Annotated in this window: 16 protein-coding genes; 10 read left to right on the forward strand and 6 right to left on the reverse strand. The window is 73.7% G+C overall.

Annotated elements, in window-relative coordinates; genetic code table 11:
- Positions 1-87: 87 nt before the first annotated feature.
- Positions 88-1,239 carry a cystathionine gamma-synthase gene (locus tag ACH4PU_RS03615; RefSeq protein WP_398265222.1) on the reverse strand — a complete coding sequence of 384 codons (1,152 nt, stop codon included), beginning with the start codon at positions 1,237-1,239 and terminating at the stop codon, positions 88-90.
- Between the two features lie 177 nt (positions 1,240-1,416).
- On the opposite strand from ACH4PU_RS03615, the gene ACH4PU_RS03620 reads away from it, so the two are divergent.
- Both ACH4PU_RS03620 and msrA read left to right on the forward strand, forming a co-directional pair.
- Positions 1,417-2,487: a hypothetical protein gene (locus tag ACH4PU_RS03620; protein ID WP_398265225.1), complete on the forward strand. Its 1,071-nt coding sequence runs from the start codon at positions 1,417-1,419 to the stop codon at positions 2,485-2,487.
- A gap of 136 nt (positions 2,488-2,623) precedes the next feature.
- Positions 2,624-3,289 (forward strand): peptide-methionine (S)-S-oxide reductase MsrA, encoded by a 666-nt coding sequence (gene msrA / locus ACH4PU_RS03625; RefSeq protein WP_398265228.1) that lies wholly within the window; start codon positions 2,624-2,626, stop codon positions 3,287-3,289.
- 65 nt (positions 3,290-3,354) lie between these two features.
- Here the strand turns inward: msrA and ACH4PU_RS03630 are convergent, their stop codons facing one another.
- Together ACH4PU_RS03630 and ACH4PU_RS03635 are read right to left on the reverse strand one after the other, a co-directional pair.
- Positions 3,355-3,483 (reverse strand): SapB/AmfS family lanthipeptide, encoded by a 129-nt coding sequence (locus ACH4PU_RS03630; RefSeq protein WP_398265231.1) that lies wholly within the window; start codon positions 3,481-3,483, stop codon positions 3,355-3,357.
- Positions 3,484-3,613: 130 nt separating this feature from the next.
- Positions 3,614-4,864 carry a glycosyltransferase gene (locus tag ACH4PU_RS03635; protein WP_398265234.1) on the reverse strand — a complete coding sequence of 417 codons (1,251 nt, stop codon included), beginning with the start codon at positions 4,862-4,864 and terminating at the stop codon, positions 3,614-3,616.
- Positions 4,865-5,295: 431 nt separating this feature from the next.
- Here ACH4PU_RS03635 and ACH4PU_RS03640 point away from each other — a divergent pair, with 431 nt between their 5' ends.
- The 7 genes from ACH4PU_RS03640 to ACH4PU_RS03670 all read left to right on the forward strand — a co-directional run bounded on the left by ACH4PU_RS03640 (position 5,296) and on the right by ACH4PU_RS03670 (position 12,435).
- Positions 5,296-5,817 carry a hypothetical protein gene (locus tag ACH4PU_RS03640; protein ID WP_398265237.1) on the forward strand — a complete coding sequence of 174 codons (522 nt, stop codon included), beginning with the start codon at positions 5,296-5,298 and terminating at the stop codon, positions 5,815-5,817.
- A 95-nt stretch (positions 5,818-5,912) separates the two neighbouring features.
- Positions 5,913-6,200 (forward strand): hypothetical protein, encoded by a 288-nt coding sequence (locus tag ACH4PU_RS03645; protein WP_398265240.1) that lies wholly within the window; start codon positions 5,913-5,915, stop codon positions 6,198-6,200.
- 160 nt (positions 6,201-6,360) lie between these two features.
- Positions 6,361-7,641 (forward strand): helix-turn-helix domain-containing protein, encoded by a 1,281-nt coding sequence (locus tag ACH4PU_RS03650; RefSeq protein WP_398265243.1) that lies wholly within the window; start codon positions 6,361-6,363, stop codon positions 7,639-7,641.
- Positions 7,642-7,749: 108 nt separating this feature from the next.
- Positions 7,750-8,220, forward strand: a complete 471-nt coding sequence (locus ACH4PU_RS03655; RefSeq protein ID WP_398265246.1) for a hypothetical protein — start codon at positions 7,750-7,752, stop codon at positions 8,218-8,220.
- Complete coding sequence (locus tag ACH4PU_RS03660) at positions 8,220-9,374, forward strand: hypothetical protein (RefSeq protein ID WP_398265248.1); 1,155 nt, start codon at positions 8,220-8,222, stop codon at positions 9,372-9,374. The genes ACH4PU_RS03655 and ACH4PU_RS03660 overlap by 1 nt, the downstream gene beginning before the upstream one ends.
- Before the next feature lie 185 nt (positions 9,375-9,559).
- Entirely contained in the window at positions 9,560-11,041 is a 1,482-nt protein-coding gene (locus ACH4PU_RS03665; protein ID WP_398265376.1) for an amino acid permease, read from the forward strand.
- Complete coding sequence (locus tag ACH4PU_RS03670; RefSeq protein WP_398265251.1) at positions 11,041-12,435, forward strand: glutamine synthetase family protein; 1,395 nt, start codon at positions 11,041-11,043, stop codon at positions 12,433-12,435. The genes ACH4PU_RS03665 and ACH4PU_RS03670 overlap by 1 nt, the downstream gene beginning before the upstream one ends.
- A gap of 105 nt (positions 12,436-12,540) precedes the next feature.
- On the opposite strand, the gene ACH4PU_RS03675 is transcribed toward ACH4PU_RS03670, so the two are convergent.
- Both ACH4PU_RS03675 and ACH4PU_RS03680 read right to left on the reverse strand, forming a co-directional pair.
- Entirely contained in the window at positions 12,541-13,839 is a 1,299-nt protein-coding gene (locus ACH4PU_RS03675) for a DUF2786 domain-containing protein (RefSeq protein ID WP_398265254.1), read from the reverse strand.
- Positions 13,840-13,933: 94 nt separating this feature from the next.
- Positions 13,934-15,211, reverse strand: a complete 1,278-nt coding sequence (locus tag ACH4PU_RS03680; protein WP_398265257.1) for an Ig-like domain-containing protein — start codon at positions 15,209-15,211, stop codon at positions 13,934-13,936.
- Positions 15,212-15,577: 366 nt separating this feature from the next.
- Here ACH4PU_RS03680 and ACH4PU_RS03685 point away from each other — a divergent pair, with 366 nt between their 5' ends.
- Positions 15,578-15,865 (forward strand): hypothetical protein, encoded by a 288-nt coding sequence (locus ACH4PU_RS03685; RefSeq protein WP_398265260.1) that lies wholly within the window; start codon positions 15,578-15,580, stop codon positions 15,863-15,865.
- A gap of 153 nt (positions 15,866-16,018) precedes the next feature.
- On the opposite strand, the gene hutH is transcribed toward ACH4PU_RS03685, so the two are convergent.
- Complete coding sequence (hutH, locus tag ACH4PU_RS03690; protein ID WP_398265379.1) at positions 16,019-17,572, reverse strand: histidine ammonia-lyase; 1,554 nt, start codon at positions 17,570-17,572, stop codon at positions 16,019-16,021.
- Between the last annotated feature and the right edge of the window lie 323 nt (positions 17,573-17,895).

The following is a 17,895-nucleotide window of genomic DNA, read 5'->3' on the forward strand; positions in this document are numbered from 1 at the left end:
TTTCACCGTTTCTTGCAGGGGCAAGCCCCCGTACCCCCGAAACCGCGCTCCGCGCGGTTGTCCTCAAACGCCGGACGGGCTGGGTACTCAGCCCAGCGCCTGCTTGACGTCCGCCAGCAGGTCGTCCACCGACTCGATGCCCACGGACAGGCGGACGAGGTCCGCCGGGACCTCCAGGGCCGAACCGGCCACCGAGGCGTGGGTCATCCGGCCCGGGTGCTCGATCAGCGACTCGACGCCGCCGAGGGACTCACCGAGGGTGAACAGCTTGGCGCGGTTGCAGACCTCGACCGCCGCCTCCTCGCCGCCCTCGACGCGGAACGAGACCATGCCGCCGAAGGCGCGCATCTGCTTGGCCGCGACCTCGTGCAGCGGGTGCTCGGGCAGGCCGGGGTAGTAGACCCGGGTGACCTTGGGGTGGGAGAGCAGCAGGTCGGCGACGCGCTCGGCGTTGGCGCTGTGCCGGTCCATGCGGACGGCGAGGGTCTTGATGCCGCGCAGCGTCAGCCAGGAGTCGAAGGGGCCGGCGACGGCGCCCATGGCGTTCTGGTGGTAGGCGAGCTCGTCGCCCAGCGCGGCGTCGTTGGTGATCAGGGCGCCGCCGACGACGTCGGAGTGGCCGCCCATGTACTTGGTGGTCGAGTGCACGATGACGTCCGCGCCGAGCGCCAGCGGCTGCTGGAGGTAGGGGCTGGCGAAGGTGTTGTCCACCACCAGCTTGGCCCCGCCCTCGTGGGCCACCTGGGCGACGGCGGCGATGTCCGTGATGCCGAGCAGCGGGTTCGAGGGGGTCTCGACCCAGACGGCCTTGGTGCGGTCGGTGATCGCGTCCCGGACGGAGGCGGGGTCCGAGGTGTCGGCGACGGACCACTCGACGCCCCAGCGGCCGACGACCTTGGCGAACAGCCGGAACGTTCCGCCGTAGGCGTCGTTCGGGATGACGACGTGGTCGCCGGGGGCCAGCAGCGTACGCAGCAGGCAGTCCTCGGCGGCCAGGCCGGAGGCGAAGGCCAGGCCCCGGACGCCGCCCTCCAGCGCCGCCAGGTTCTCCTCCAGGGCGGTACGGGTCGGGTTGGCGCTCCGGCTGTACTCGTACCCGCCGCGCAGGCCCCCCACGCCGTCCTGCTTGTAGGTCGAGACTTGGTAGATCGGCGGCACGACGGCCCCGGTCAGCGGGTCCGCCTCCTGCCCGGCGTGGATGGCGAGGGTCTCGAAGGATTGCTGCTGCTGGTCGCTCATTGTTCCGAGAGTAGTACCCGCCTTACCGGAATACTCCTGTTCACTTGTAACCGGCGGATGAACGATCGGCCGGGCCGCGGAATCCGAGGTCAGGAACGATCGGGCGCCCTGCCTCGTCCTTACGTCGTCGGCTCCTCACAGAGCGCCCCCCGCACTCCCTCCCACCCAGGACAGCTCATGGAGTTTCTGTTCATCCTGCTCGCCCTCGTCGTCGTCTGCGGCGTCGTCGTCGCGCCCGCGCTGCGCCGCCGGCGCGCGGCCCAGGACGCGCTGCGGGGCGCCGGCGCGGCCGTCGACCCGTCGTACGGGCACGGCTTCGTCCCCGCCGAGCGGCTGGACGTGCGTCTGCCGGGCCCCGACCCCGAACTGCTGGCCGCCGTCGAGGAGGCCCGCCGCACCCAGGACTGGAAGCCGGCCGCCGAGCTGCTGGCCCGCACCCCGGCGGACGGCTCCGCCGAGTTGCGCTGGCAGCGCGTGCAGACGCTGGCCGGGGCGGCCGCGCGGGAGCTGGCCGAGACGCCCGGCACCGGCGGCATGTGGCTGCGCCACTGGCGCGTGGTGGCCCCCAAGGACGCGGGGGGTGCGGCCGTGCAGGCCGAGTTCCTGGTCCAGCAGGCGATGCGCGACCCCTCGTCGCAGGACTACCGCATGATCCTGGAGGAGGCCCGGACGGTCTGCGCGGAGGCCGCGCTGCTCGCGCCCGGCGACCCCGTCCCGTACATCGTCCGGCTGAACGTCGAGCGGGGGCTCGGGGCGGACGAGGCGGAGTTCCAGTCCGTCTGGGAGACCGTCCTCTCCCGCGCACCGGGGCACATGGGGGCGCATCTGGTGGCGCTGCGCTACTGGAGCGCGAAGTGGCACGGTTCGCAGGAGCAGGCCGACGCCTTCGCCCGGCGCGCCGCCGCGGCGGCCCCGCAGGGCAGCCTGCTGCCCGCGCTGCCGCTGTTCGCCGTCCACGACCACCTGCCCGACGTGAACCTGGTGCGCGGCCTGTACGAGAGCGTCGTGGTGCGGGACGCGATCGAGGCGGCCCGGTACGCGGTCGTCCACGCCCCCGCCGACCACCCCGTCCTGCCGCACGTGCGGCACCTGCTGGTCTGGTTCCTGGTCAACGCGGGACGGTACCCCGAGGCCCTGGAGCAGCTGCGGGCGGTGGACGGCCACATCGGCGCGATCCCGTGGACGTACGAGCCGGACCCGGTCGCCGTGTACACCGCGTACCGGGCGCGGGCGGTTTCGGGATTCTGAGCGAGGGGAGGGCGGTGGGGTCCCGAGAGTGTCCGAGGAGAGGGGCAGCGGTGGGGGAACCGGGAATTCCGACCCCCGGGCCGCACGTTCCCCTGATCCGCACCGTACCGTTCACCGCCGCCGCCCTGGAGTCGTGATGCTCTTCCCCCACCTCCGCCACGACCACCGTCTGCCCACCGAGCAGGAGGCCCTCAAGGGCCGCCCCGAACCGGCCTTCCCGCTCACCGGCCGCCACACCGTCCTCGGCAACCCGCTGGCCGGGCCGTACCCCGAGGGTCTGGCCGTCGCCGACTTCGGCCTGGGCTGCTTCTGGGGCGCCGAGCGCCGCTTCTGGCAGACGCCCGGCGTGTGGACGACCCTCGTCGGCTACCAGGGCGGCATCACCCCTAACCCGACGTACGACGAGGTGTGCAGCGGCCTGACCGGGCACACGGAGGCGGTCCGGGTGGTCTTCGACCCGGCCGTCGTCCCCTACGAGACGCTGCTCAAGGTCTTCTGGGAGTCCCACGACCCCACCCAGGGCTTCCGCCAGGGCAACGACCGCGGCACCCAGTACCGCTCCGCCGTCTACACCCACTCCCCCGCCCAGCAACGCGCCGCCGAGTCCTCGCGCGACGCCTACCAGGCCGTCCTCCGCGCCTCCGGCCACGGCGACATCACCACCGAGATCGCCCCGGCGGGCCCGTTCTACTGGGCCGAGGACCACCACCAGCAGTACCTCGACAAGAACCCGGGCGGCTACTGCGGCATCGGCGGGACGGGCGTGAGCTGCCCGATCGGGGTCGCGCCCGCCGGGGAGTAACGGCGACGGGGCGCCGGGCAAACCTGTGGTGCCCCCCTTCGCGTCCTCCGCCACCGGCAGGGGGATCAGCAGAGGAGGAGGCTCAGGCCGCTGTCCGGGGGGCCGAGGATGGAGGCCGTCTCCGGTTCTCCTCCCGGCCCGCGGGCCCCGGTGTCCCACTCCGCTTCCATCACCTGAAGATCGAGCAGCACCACTGTCCCTCACCCTCTCCGCGTCGCGACGGACATCCCGCTTCGAGGTGTAGCGGGGAAGCGCCGGGCAGCGGCAGGCGTGCAGCCCGTCGTCCGGACGCGTGGCCCGGCGCGGCCGCCGTGGTGCGCCCCTTCACGCCCCCGCGAGCCGGTTCACCGCCGTGACCACCGGGGCCACGCCGTCCTCCGCGCGGAGCCGGGCCGCCAAGGCCTGGGCGCGGGTGCGGTAGCCGGGGTCGGTGGTGGCTCTGCGGAGGGCCGCGGTGAGGGTGGGGGCGGTGAGGCGGCGGAGGGGGACGGGGCCGGGGGAGACGCCGAGGGCGGCCAGCCGGCCGGACCAGAAGAAGGCGTCGAACTGGACGGGCACGGGCACGGCGGGCACCCCCGCGCGCAGGCCGGCGGCCGTGGTCCCCGCGCCCGCGTGGTGCACCACGGCCGCCAGGTGCGGGAACAGGACGGCGTGCGGCAGGTCGTCGACGGTCAGCAGGTCGTCGCCCTCGGCCTCCAGTCCGGTCCAGCCCCGCTGGACGATGCCCCGCAGACCGGCCGCGCGCAGGGCGCGTACGAAGGTCGCGGCGAGGCGCTCGGTGTGCGGCAGGGTCGCGCTGCCCATCCCCACGAAGACCGGCGGCGGGCCGGCGGCGAGGAAGTCCCGGACCCGCGCGGGCAGTTCCGCGTCGGGCGCGGTGTACGGCCACCAGTAGCCGTCGACGGTGAGGCCCGGGTGCCAGTCGGCGGGGCGTGGTACGACGAGGGGGCTGAAGCCGTGGCGCACGGGCCAGCACTGCCGTTCCCGGATCCGGCGGGCGGCGCGCGAGCCGAGGGGCGGCAGGCCGAGCCGGGCGCGTACGGTGCGCGAGGCTTGTACGAAGATGCCGTCCACGGCGGCGTTCACGGCCCGCCCGGCCAGCCGGTTCGCGGTGGCGCCCCAGGAACCGGAGACGAGGAGCGGGGGCGCGAACGCCGCTGAGGGGGCGTGCGGTTGCAGGTAGACGCCCATGCTCGGCAGGCCGAGCCCGGTGGCGATGGTGTGCCCCAGGGTGCCGAGCCCGCTGGACACCAGCAGCACGTCCGCCTCTTCCGCCGCCCGGAGGAGGTCGTCGAGCATCCGGTCCAGGGCCTCCCGGGCCATGGCCCCCACCCGGACCAGTTGCCCGATGCCCGTCGGGCTCTCCTGGAGGGCCCGGCCCTGTTCGGTGTGCATTTCCGCCCGCGGGTCCACGGGCAGGGGGTGGAAGCGGAGCCCCGCGGCCTCGGCCGACGGCGCGAAACAGCCGTGGGTGACCAGGGTGACCTCGTGCCCGGCGCGGGCCAAGCCGCGTCCCAGACCCGTGAAGGGCGCCACGTCGCCCCGCGATCCCGCCGTCATCAACGCCACTCGCATGGTCCGCAGTATGCCGCGCGACGGCGGCCGCCGCCCCCCGCCTCCGGGAGCCCGCGCACACCCGCTCGGCCGGCGGACTCCGGCCGGTCCGGGGATCACCCCTCCGTGGCGCACATCGCGGGGAGAGGTCACGTCAACCCAACTCGCCTTATTTGCAAGCTTATTGACATGCGTCGCCTATGCAACTGTTCGTTCCGGTCGGACAGTTGGCGGACGCCCCGCGTTCCGTGACCTTTGCCACGATGCCGCGCCCTGGGGTATCGCCACAGGAGTGAGCTAGCGTCACAGCACCCCATCCGGCCACACCAAGTCCCCCAGTAAATGCCGGACATGAAGACGGGGAAGAAGGCCGCGCGCGTCCCGAATCGGCTGCAATCCTCACCGGAACGCCCGCATGCCCTCTTCCCCGGCATACCACAGGAGGAGTGTACGTGAAGCGCACAACCCTACGCTCGGCGGGCGTCATCGCACTGGCCGCCGTCACCATCGGCGTCGCGGCTCCCGCCGCCCTGGCCGCGACCGAGGGCACCAGGCCCGCGGCCGTCGCCGGTCTCGACGATCCCACCGAGGAGGACCTGCACGCCGTCACCCTGGAAGAGGCCCAGGAGGCCGCGCGGTCGCTGCTCGCCAGCGACGAGCGCGAGGCCCAGGAGCTGGTGGCGTCCCTCGACCCCGAGGAACTGGCCGACCTGCGGGCCGTCGCCGACGGGCAGGTCCCCCGGGACCTCAACGCGGCCTGGGCGAAGATCCTGAAGTTGATGAAGAAGATCGGCGGTTACGGCAAAGCCGTCGTCGGCTCCTACAAGACGTTCAGGAACTGGTACCTCGGGCTGCCTTGGCCGGTCAGGGCCGCGATCAGGTCCTTGTCGGTGGGCTACTCGCTCTACGACATCTACTGGCACTTCCACAACGATGGTTACGCATCCGACGCGAAGACGCCCGCCGCCACATGACGGAACGGGGTGGCCGGGCCGCGGCGGTCTCGCGGCCCGGTCGCCCCGGCACACGGCATCATGAGGCGGACGACCCGAGGAGGCGACAGCGAGCCATGACACCCCCGGCCGGTGATCAGGAGATGTCGGACGACAAGGCGAGCGAAGGCACCTGGGCGCTCCCGCTCCTGGCGGTCATCCCGACCGTCTGCCTGACGTTCGTCACCGATCCGTCCACCGCCTGGTACGTCATCGCCTGGGTCTTCTGGGGCCTGTCCGCGGTCCTTCTCGCCGTCGGCTGGACGGACGTCGTGCGCCACGGAGCGCGCGGGGCCACCGGCTGGACGACGTGCGCGATCGCCCACGGTGTCATCGGGTGGCAGGTGGCGCACCTGCTCGCCTGACCGGCGAGAGGCGGCCGGCGGCCGGCGACCCGACAGGGCCGCCCGCGCCGCTCCCTCCCGACGAATGAGCGTCGAACAGACCGTGAAATACCCGGAAACGGCCGCCGATCCGGGCGCACGAGGGGTACCGTTCGAACCCCAGTTCAGTAATCTCGGCCGGGTGCTTGATCACGACGAGACCAGCCCGCCGTCGCGCCACCGGCCCACGACGGGGGACCGCCTGCGCATCGCCCGTCGGGCGCGCGGGCTGTCGGCCGCCCAGTTGGCGCAGAAGGTCGCCATTTCCCCGAGCTACGTACAGAAGTTGGAGTCGGGTAAGCGGAAGCCGTCGGCCGCGCTCGTCCTGGCCCTCGCGAAGGCGCTTCACCTCGGGCCGGAGTCCCTCACCGGGCAGCCGCACTACGGTGAACCGGAAGCGGACGATGGGGTGTACGCCGTGCTGCCGGAGCTCCGCAGGGCCCTGCTGTGCTACGACAGCCCCGACGACCTGCTCATAGCTCCCCGCCCGCTGCCGGTGCTGGCCTCGGAGGTCGACCAGGTGGCGGCCCTCCGGCGGGACGCCTGGTACGTCCCCATGGGCCCCCTTCTCGCCCCCGTCATCACGGAGTTGACGCATATCGCCCTGGACGGCCGGGAGGCCGACCGGTACGAGGCCTTCCGCCAGCTGGCCCGCTCCTACCGGGCGGTCAACTCCCTGGCGCACAAGACCGGCCACCACGATCTGTCGCACACCGCCCTGGAACGGGTGCGGTGGGCCGCCGACCGCTCCGGCGACCCGTTGCTGCCGATCACGGCCGGATATCTGGTCGCCGGGGCGATGCTCCGCCACGGCGCGTACGCCCCAGCGCGCCGCCAACTCCGCGCGCTCTGCGCCGAACTCGGAGAGCTGCGCCCCGCGGCCGCATCCGCCACGACCGCACCGGACGACGTGCTCGCCGTTCATGGAGCGGTCCTGCTGAAGCTCGCGGTGCTGGAAGCGCGCGAGAACGCCCCCGAACGGGCGCGGGACCGGCTGCGGGAGGCGGAGGACGTGGCACGGGCGGCCGGGAACCGCGACTCCCTCGCGTACGAGATGTCGTTCGGGCCGACGAACATCCGCATCCACGAGTTGCACACGGCGCTGGTCACGGGAGATACGGAAGGGGCCCTCGCGCTGCCGGCTCGGTGGTCGCCGGTTCCGGGCGGGGAGTGGACTCCCCCCGCCGGAACGGCCGGTGAGCGGTCGAGCCACCACTTCATCGACCTGGCCTCCGCCCGGCTCGCCGCCGGGGACAGGACCGGGGCGTTCGCCGCGCTGAAGCGGGCGCGCAAACTGGCGCCGAACCACACGCGGTTCCACCCGTCCGTCCGCGAGACGTCGGCCGCGCTGCTGCGGATGGACGCGAGTCCGCCCAATGAGCTGGTGCGGTTCGGCAGTTGGGCAGGCGTCGGAGCCGCATGACGGCTGTGTCAAGAGGCCGCGCCGGAGGACGCGCGGACAATCTGTCCGCACGCGAACGCCCGGTGAATGGAATGGTCGGCCTCACGTTGTGGAAGAGGAGACCGTTCGATGTCCAGCGCCCGTCCGGCGGCCCGGCAGCCCCTCCCCCCGCGCTGGGTGCCCGTCGGCGACGGGCCGCACCTGTGCGCGGCGGGGGAACGGTGGGACGCCGTACGCGTCGGGGAGGCCGTCGGCCGGCGGGCGGTCGCCCTCCTCCGAGAGGCCGGCGAACCGGTCGGCCCGGTGGTGCTGGACCCCGAAGGGCCCGAGCCCCGGATGTACTTCCTCGTCCCGGTGGGCACGGCAGCCCTGTGGGAGGAGCAGGGCACGGTGCCGCTCGGGGCGCGCTGCCACGTCCTCGTCCCGTCCGCCGAGCGCACCGGGCCGCCCGGCCTGCACTGGCACGTCGTCCCCGCCGCACCCCGATCACCCACGCGACCGGACGCGCTGCGGCGGGCGATCGGCAGGGCGCGCAGGGCCCGTGCCGAGGAGGAGTCCCGGGAAAGCCGGGCGGCGCGGCCCGGGGACGTGGCGTCCTGATGGCGCCGATCACCCGAGGGGCCGCCGGCCGGGGCGAGTTCCGGCCCCGCTTCGACCCCGCCGGCCTGGACGACGAGCTGCGGATGGTGCTGCCCGACCTGCCCGCCGGGCGCTGGCTGTCGATGCGGACCCTGCTGGACCGGACCGTCCGCGCCCGCGACTGGAGCCGGTGGGCGAGCCGCACCCAGGTCCTGGGCGCGGCCGCCGCCGGAACGGACATGGTGCGGGTGTGGCGGGCGGAGGAACCGGACAGCGTCGCCGCGGCCGTGATGCACGCCCGGGTGGCGGTGGAACGGACCGTACGCGCGTACCGCGTCGGGCACCCGGACGCCGCCCGGCTGTGGGACGAGGCGGTGGAGGCGTGCCGCGTCGCGGCGTACGCGTCCCCGGACGACCCCGTGCCGTGGATCTGCCTGCTCGCCCTGGCCCCGCTGGACGGGCACCAGCGGCTCCCCGAGCACCGGGTGCCCGCCCCGGACCCGCTGCTGGCCCCCGGTCCGTGGAACCTGCTGGGCGAGGTCGAGCGGCGCGATCCGGGCAACCGCGAGGCGTACCACCGGATGACGACGCTGCTGGCCACCCGGGCGGACGGTTCCTGGGGGCAGGCGCACCAGTTCGTCCGGTGGGTGCTCGACCGGACACCGCACGGCTCACCGCTGCTGGTCCTGCCGCTGTACGTGCGCGTGGGGCTGTGGCGCGACCGGCACGGCCCCGGGCGGGAGCTGGACATGTACTGGGCCGGGGAGTACGCCGTCCAGGACGCCGAACGCGCCCTGTGGGGCTGGTTCGACGCGGCGGGCTTCGACACGGCGGGCTTCGACGCGGCCGGCCCGGACGGACCGGGAGCCGGCGCGGCGGGTTCCGGCGCGTCCGGCCCGGGCAGGCCGGGGGCCGGCCCGGCAGGCCCGCCCGACCTCTCGATCCTCGACCTCAGCCACCTCGCCCACGCCTTATGGGCGGCCCACCGGTTCACCGAGGCCGCCCGGGTGTTCGCGGCGATGGGGCCGTGTGCGGCCACCCGGCCCTGGATCCACCGCGCAGAGGCCCACGACCGCCGGCCCGCGGAGGAGGTGGCGGCCGAGTGGATCGTCCGGGCCCGCGCCCAGTGCGAGGCGGCGGCGGAGGGGCAGGGGGGCGGGGGATCGCGCCGGTGAGCTTCCGGTAGTCCCCCACCACATACCCGTCCCGCCCCCGCTGCCCGCGTCGCGCACGACAGACCGTCCCCGAACAGACCGTCCCCGAACAGACCCCCTTGTCACCCTTCCCGTTCAGCGCTTCGGAGGTAAGTCCTGTGTCCTTTACGTCGAGACCACGAGCAGGAGTGGGGCCGGACCACTCCATGCGGCTGCCGGACGAGAGCGAGCGGCTGCGGGACCTCGGCTACCAGCCGGTGCTGGCGCGGCGCATGGGCGGTTTCGGCAACTTCGCCATCAGCTTCAGCATCATCTCGGTGCTGTCCGGCTGCATGACCCTCTACGGCTTCGGCCTGAACACCGGCGGCCCGTCGGTGATGATGTGGGGCTGGGCCGGCGTCGGCCTGATGGTGCTCTTCATCGGCATGGCGCTGGCCGAGGTCACCAGCGCCTACCCGACCTCCGGCGCGATGTTCTACATGGCCAACCGGCTCGGCGGCCGCCGCTGGGGCTACTACACCGGCTGGGTCAACCTGCTGGGCCTGCTGGGCAGCATCGCGGGCAGCGGCTACGGCGCGGCCCAGTTCATCGGCGCGCTCATCGAGCTGCGGTTCGGGCACGCGCCGACCCCGGAGTCGACCCTGCTGATCTTCGGTGTCATCCTCCTCGTCTTCGGCGTGCTGAACCTCTTCGGCGTGCGGATGGTCGGGTTCCTCAACTCGGTCAGCGTGTGGTGGCACCTGCTCGGTGTGGCCATCATCGTCGGCGTGCTGTGGATCGCGCCGGACGGCCACCAGTCGCCGTCGTTCGTCTTCACCAAGTTCGTGAACAACACCGGCTGGGACAACCCGCTGTACGTGACGGCGCTCGGCCTGCTGCTCGCCCAGTACACGTTCACCGGCTACGACGCGTCGGCCCACCTCTCCGAGGAGACCACCAACGCCTCGGTGGCCTCCGCCCGCGGAATGGTGCGCTCGATCTGGGTGTCGTGGATCGCGGGCTTCGTCCTGCTGGCCGGTCTGACCTTCGCCATCAGCGACTACACGACGACGGCCGAGGCGGGGGTGCCGCCCGCGCAGATCTTCCTCGACGCCGTGGGGACGAACGGCGCGACGTTCCTGCTGCTGATCGTCATCGGCGCGCAGCTGTTCTGCGCCAACGCGGGCATCGCGTCGGCGAGCCGGATGACGTTCGCGTTCAGCCGCGACGGCGCGCTGCCGGGCTCCCGGCTGTGGCGGCGGGTCAGCAGCAAGACGCAGACCCCGTACCCGGCCGTGTGGTTGGCGGTCGTCGGTCCCTTCGTCCTCGCCCTGCCGTCGCTGTACTCCACCACCGCCTACAACGCCGTCACGGCCATCAACGTCATCGGCATCACGCCCTCGTACGTCATCCCCGTGTTCCTGCGGCTGCGCCACCCGGAGCGGTTCACCCCGGGGCCGTGGAGCCTGGGCCGCTGGAGCCGGCCGGTCGGCTGGATAGCCGTCGGCTGGGTGACGTTCGCGACCGTCCTGTTCTGCCTGCCGCAGACCAGCCCGGTCAACGCGGAGACGATGAACTACGCTTCCATCGCCCTGGCCGCCGCGCTGCTGCTGGCCACCGCCTGGTGGCCGTTCGCCAAGAGCTCCCTCACCACGCCCACGTACGACACCTCGTCCCGCGGCACCCAGCTCATGGAGGACATCGTCTGATGGACACTCCCACACCGGCGAACGGCCGGCTCACCCTGGACGCCCTGCGCGAGGAGGTCCGGCTCGGCCGCGTGGAGACCGTGGCGCTGGCCCTGGTCGACATGCAGGGCCGGCTGAAGGGCAAGCGCTACGACGCCGGGCACTTCGTCGAGAAGGTCGTCGACGGCGGCTCACAGATGTGCGCCTACGCGCTCGCCACCGACGTCGACATGCGCCCGCTGCCCGGCTACGCCCTCTCCTCCTGGGACACCGGCTACGGCGACCTGCACCTCACCCCGGACCCGGAGACCGTCCGGGTGCTCCCCTGGTGGCCGGGGACCGCGCTGGTGCACGCGGACGCGACGATCGACGGACGGCCGGTGGCGGTGGCGCCCCGGGAGATGCTCCGGCGGGAGCTGGCCCTGCTCGCGGAGCGCGGGCTGAGCGTCCGGACGGGGCTGGAGACCGAGTTCGCCCTCTACGAGGGGTCGTACGACGCGGTGGCGGCCGGACGCGCCGGGCTGCGGCCCGTCACCGGCCGGAACCGGGACCTCGCCCTCGACCACGACGACCGGACGGACGCGTTCCTGCGCGGGCTCGGCGCGGCGATGCGCGGGGCGGGACTGCCGCTGGAGGCGGCCAAGACCGAAGCCGGGCCGGGGCAGGTGGAGATCACCTTCCCGTACGGCGAGGCGCTGGCGGCCTGCGACGGGCACGTCCTCTTCAAGCACGCCGTCCGGCACTTGGGGACGCGGGCGGGCCTGGCGCCCACGTTCATGGCGGTCCCGGCGCCCGGGGTGGGCAGCGGGCTGCACCTGCACCTGTCCCTGTGGTCGGGCGCCACGGGCGACAAGGCCGACGAGCCGGTGGTGCCGGACGCCGGCGGCGGACTGTCGGCGACGGGCCGGCACGCCGTGGCGGGGCTGCTCGCCGCGCTGCCGGAGCTGACGCCCCTGTACGCGCCGAACGTCAACTCCTACCGGCGCTATGTGGCGGAGAGCTTCGCGCCGACCGCCTTCACCTGGGGGTTCGACAACCGGACCTGTGCGGTCCGGGTCGTCGGCCGGGGCAAGGGCCTCCACCTGGAGATCCGGCTGCCCGGTGCGGACGCCAACCCGTACCTCGCGCTCACCGCCGCGCTGGCCGCGATCCGGCACGGCCTCGACCACACCCTCGAACCCCCGCCCGCCGTCACCGGCAGCGCCTACAGGCAGGACGCGCCCCCGGTGCCGACCGGCCTGGCGGAGGCCCTGGACCGGTTCCGCGCCGGCACCCTGGCCGAGGAGTTGCTCACGGACGAGGTCGTCACGCACTACGCGCGCGCGGCCGAGGTCGAGGTGGAGGCGTTGGGCGCGGTGGCGGAGGCCGAGGAGGTCACCGACGAGGAGGTGCGGCGGTGGTGGGAGTATGCGTAAGGGGCGGGTGAGACCGCCTTCTTGAGGGCCCTGACCTTGTTGGGGTTCCCGCCGCCTTGAAGTTCCCGCCGCCTTGGGGTTCCCGCCTTCTCGAAGGAGGCGGTCTCACCCCGCCGGGCGCCGCCGCCCCAGCCGGGCCGCGTCGGCGGCCTCCGTCCCCCGGGCCCAGCCCTCCGCGTCGCGGCCCCTGAGCCGGTGCGAGGTGGTCTCGGGGAAGAGGCGCCCGGCCGTCTCGCCGACGGCGACGTCGCGGGCGGCGAGCACCGGCAGGGCCTCGGGGCGGGCGGCGTGCTCGGTCGCGTCCCGGGCGGCGGCGGACAGCCGGTCGCCGATCCGGGCGGCGTAGGCGATGAGGAAGGACTCGCGGAAGTCGCGCGTCCGACGGCCCGAACGGGCGCGCGCACCGCGCTCGTTCGGGCCGCGCTCGTCCGGGCCGCGGTGGTGGGCGTCGGCGGCGCGGATCATCGCCGCGTCCGCCTGCACCAACAGCGAGGTGTACATCAGCTCGACGAGCTCCAGATCGGCCTCGAAGCCCACGACCGTCGAGAAGCCGTACTCGCCGGACCACACCGCGTGGCAGTGGTTGGCTTCGGCGACGGCGCTGAGCAGCAGGGCCTTCGCGGACTCGTACGGGCCCTCGACGCCGAGCCGGCAGACCCCCGGCCCCTCGGCGGCGGAGGCGTCCGCGGCGGCGGCCAGGAGGGCGTCGTCGAGCGAGTGCCGCGCCATGAGCTCCTGCGCCTTGGCGGAGAACGCCTCGGCCTCGTCGGGGAAGTCCGTCGACTCGGCCTTGGCCAGCAGGGCCCGGATCCGGGCGAGCGTCTTGGGCTCGACGGCGGCGGCCCGCACGTCCGTGTGGCCCGCGGCGCCGGGGAGCGGCCCGGCGGTGCCGACGTGCGGCAGGCGGACGACGAGGCGCAGGGCGAGGAGCGCGGTGGCGACGGTCTCGAAGCGGCTGAGGCGCTCGCGGCGCGCGAAGCCGTCCAGGAACGCGTCGTCGTCCGGCCACCACACGGCCGCGTCCAGGTCGCGGAGCTGCCCGGCCCAGCGCGGGGGCAGCGTGCCGGGGGCGTAGCGGCGGGCCTCGGCGGCCACGGCGGCGAGGACGAAGCGGAGGCCGGGGCCGGTCGCGTCGCGGCGGGCCAGCCGGACGACGTCGGCGGGCTGCCAGCCGCGTTCCCAGGCGCGCCGGAGCTCCGCCTCGGCGGTGGCGAGCAGGGCGCGTCCGACGGCCGCCGGCCCGGCGGGCGCGGCGGCGAGGACGGAGGCGTCGGCGTCGGCGGCGTCCTCGATGGCCCCGACGGCGTCCGCGGGGAGCGCGCGGAGCCGGCGCACGGCCGCCTCGACGGCGAGCCGCGGCCCGGCGGCCTCCTCGGGCCGCTCACGGTCCCGGCGCTTGCCCACGGGGGTTTCCTCCTCGGTGCTCCGTGCTTCGTACAAAACCGCCGGGCGGCGGCCGCGCGGGGCGGCCGCCGCCCGGCGGCGGGACGGATCGGGATCAGGCGCCGGTGGCGCTGCCCTTGACCCAGTCCTGCCAGCTCATGTTCCAGCCGTTGAGGCCGTTGTCCGGGGAGATCGTCTTGTCGTCGGAGTTCTTCACCACGACGACGTCGCCGATCTGGGAGTTCTTGAAGAACCAGGCGCCCGGCGTGTTCGGGTCGTCGGCGCCCTGCTTGTCCTGCAGGCCGACGCAGCCGTGGCTGGTGTTCTCGACGCCGAAGATGCCGCTGCCCCAGTAGTTGCCGTGGATGAACGTGCCCGACGTGGACAGCCGCATGGCGTGCGGGACGTCCTTGATGTCGTACTCGCCCTTGCCGTCGGCCTTGGAGAAGCCCACGGTGGAGCCGTCCATGCGGGTCTCGGTGAACTTCTCCGAGATCACCATCCTGCCGTTGTAGGTGGGGTTGGAGGGGCTGCCGGCCGAGATCGGGATGGTCTTGAGGACCTTGCCGTCGCGCACCACGGTCATCTGGTGGGTCTTGGCGTCCACCGTGGAGACCTGGGAGTGGCCGATCCGGAACTTGACCGTCTTGTTCTGCAGGCCCTTGATGCCCGGTGCGGCTTCGACGTCACCGAGCTCCATCTTGAGGGTGACCTCGGAGTTGGCCTTCCAGTACTCCTGCGGGCGGAAGTCGAGGCGCTGGTCGTTGAACCAGTGGCCGACGACCTGCTGGCCGCTGCTGGAGGTCACCTGCAGGTGGGACTGGACGGCCTTGCGGTTCTTGATCGGCTTGTCGAAGTTGATCGAGACCGGCATGCCGACGCCGACGGTCTGGCCGCTCTCCGGAGTGAAGCTGCCGATGAAGCTGTTGTTCGGCGAGACCGTGGAGAACGAGGAGTTCTCCGTGGCGCGACGGCCCTTGTCGTCCTTCGCCTCAGCGACGATCTTGTACTTGGAGGACCGCTCCAGCGGGTTCTTGAGCCGCCAGCTCTTCTTGTCCGGCGCGAGGGAACCCTCGACCGGGCGACCCTTCTCGTCCGTCATCTTGACGCTCGTGAGCTCACCGTCGCTGACCGTGACCTGAACGGCGTCCACGGCGGTGCCGGCGTTGCTGGTGCCACCCTTGGGCGTGATCTTGATCTGCGCCGTGGAGGCGTCCTTGGCGGCTGCCGCGTCGACGTTCTGCTGGGACTTCTCCTTGCCGGAGCCCCCACCCTTGTTGTCGCCGTCGCCGCCACCGCCGCAGGCGGCGAGGGTGAGCACCCCACCGAGCACGGCGGCCGCGGCCACCAGGCCCTTGCGGCGCTTGCCGTCCTTCATCACACGCATCTCCATCGCTCTGAACCCCGAAAATCCCCGGACCGGGCCACGAGGGCACGCTCCGGCCCCTCGGCCTTCACCGGCACAGCGGGACGCCCACGCGCGCCCACCGGTCCCGGCTACTGCTTAGGGAACGCCTGACCCGTCGCGCCCGTTCCACCCACGCGCAAAGTGTGGGGAAGACCACCCAGTAAAGACCCTCGGGGCGCCTGTGCCCAAGCCGGGTGGTCAGAGGCCCGTCAGGGGGCCTTCGGCGGGCCCGCGAAGGGCCTTCGGGGGACCTTGGGGGCGTCGGTCCGCCGGCACCCGCGCCTTCCGCACCGCGCACGCGTATCACTACCATCAGTTCGACGTTCACCGATGCCAAGGGGATGCCCCGCCGTGACCGCTCGCCGCCCACTGCTGACCGCCGTCGCCGCCGGGGCGCTGCTGTGCGCGGGCTGGCTGGTCCCGACCGCCCACGCGGCGACCACCCACCCCCCGTCGCCCGCCACCCGTCCGTCCGTCCCGGGGCCGGACGACGGCCACCGCCTCGCGGACTCGGGCAGCGTGGACACCACGCCGTACGTCTACGGCGGCGTGGGCTTCGTGACGGCGGGCGGGGCGCTGATCACCCTGGCGATACGCCGCTCGCGGGCGACCGGCGCTGCCGGCCCGTCCGGCGCCTGAGGACGCCGGCCCTACCCGGCCCGTCCGCGTCTGAGGGCTGGGGGGACCCCTCCGGGGGAGCGCGCAGCGTGCTGCGGGGGTGCGGGGGCTCGCCCCCGCGAGAAACGGTGAGAGGGCGGGGCCGGGGCACCCCTACCGGGCCTCAGCCCGCATTCACCCGAGCTCCCCGACAACCCCCTCCACGGCCTCCACAAGCCCCCCGGACCGCACAAACCCCTCCGCCGCCGCCAGATCCGGCGCGAGGAACCGATCCGCCCCCGGCCCCTCGACGCCGGCCTCCCGCACCGCCCGCAGCACAGCGGCCGTGGCCGGCGAGGGCGTCAGCCCGCCCCGCAGCTCGACGGCCCGCGTGGCGGCGACGAGCTCCACGGCGATGACCCGGGCGAGGGCGTCCAGCGCGGTGCGCAGCTTGCGCGCCGCGGACCAGCCCATCGAGACGTGGTCCTCTTGCATCGCCGAGGACGGGATGGAGTCCACCGACGCGGGCGCGGCGAGCCGCTTCATCTCGCTGACCAGAGCCGCCTGCGTGTACTGGGCGATCATGAGACCGGAGTCGACGCCGGGGTCGTCCGCGAGGAACGGCGGCAGGCCGTGCGAACGGTTCTTGTCGAGCAGCCGGTCGGTGCGCCGCTCGGCGATGGACGCCAGGTCGGCAGCGGCGATGGCCAGGAAGTCGAGGACGTACGCGACGGGCGCGCCATGGAAGTTGCCGTTGGACTCGACGCGCCCGTCGGGCAGGACGACCGGGTTGTCGACGGCGGCGGCCAGCTCACGGTCGGCGACGAGCCGGGCGTGCGCGAGGGTGTCGCGCCCCGCGCCCGCGACCTGGGGCGCGCAGCGGATCGAGTACGCGTCCTGCACGCGCGGCGCGTCGTCCTGGAGGTGGCCCGTCATCCCGGAACCGGCCAGCACGCGCAGCATGTTGTCGGCGCTGGCGCCCTGGCCGGGGTGCGGGCGGATGGCGTGCAGCTCGGGGGCGAGGACCTTCTCGGAGCCGAGCAGGGCCTCCAGGGAGAGCGCGGCGGTGACGTCGGCGGAGGTGATCAGGCGGGCGAGGTCGGCGCAGGCCATGACGAGCATGCCGAGCATGCCGTCGGTGCCGTTGAGGAGCGCGAGCCCCTCCTTCTCGCGGAGTTCGACGGGCTCGATGCCGTGCGCGGCGAGCAGTTCGGCGGCGGGGGCGAGGACGCCGTCGGGGCCCTCCGCCTCGCCCTCGCCCATGAGCGTCAGCGCGCAGTGCGACAGCGGCGCGAGGTCGCCGGAGCAGCCGAGGGAGCCGTACTCGTGGACGACGGGGGTGATCCCCGCGTTGAGCAGGGCGGCCATCGTCTCGACGACGACGGGCCGGACGCCGGTGCGGCCGGAGGCCAGGGTCTTGAGGCGCAGGAACATCAGCGCGCGCACGACATCGCGCTCCACGCGCGGTCCCATGCCGGCGGCGTGCGAGCGCACGATGTTGCGCTGGAGCTGGGCGCGCAGCTCGGGGCTGATGTGGCGGACGGCGAGGGCGCCGAAGCCGGTGGAGACGCCGTAGACCGGGTCCGGCTTGGCCGCCAGGTCCTCGATGACCTGCCGGGAGGCGGCGACGGCGGCCAGGGCCTCGGGGGACACGACGACGCGCGCGTCGTGGCGCGCCACGGCGATCACGTCGTTCGCGGTCGTTCCGGAGCTTCCCACCACCACGTCGGTGTCCACGCGCATCTGCATATCCATATTCAGGCACCCTAGGGTCTGAATCGCGGTCTGTCACTAGGGGAACTGTCCGGTACAACACCGTGCGGGCTGCGCGCATGCCGTCCGGCGTCTGCCGGGGGGGGTGCCCCGGTCCCGCCCTTTCACCGTTTCCTGGGGCTGCGCCCCAGACCCCCTTTTCGCGGCTTCGCCGCTCGTCCTCAAACGCCGGACGGGCTGATTTCAGCCCGTCCGGCGTTTGAGGACAGCGCCCGCAGGGCGCTTCGGGGGTGCGGGGGCGCGCCCCCCCCACAAACGGGGAAAGGGCGGGGCCCGGGCCCCCCCCCCGGCGCGGCCCC

Origin of the sequence: Streptomyces sp. NPDC021100 (genome assembly GCF_044333095.1) — a bacterium.
Taxonomy (GTDB): domain Bacteria; phylum Actinomycetota; class Actinomycetes; order Streptomycetales; family Streptomycetaceae; genus Streptomyces.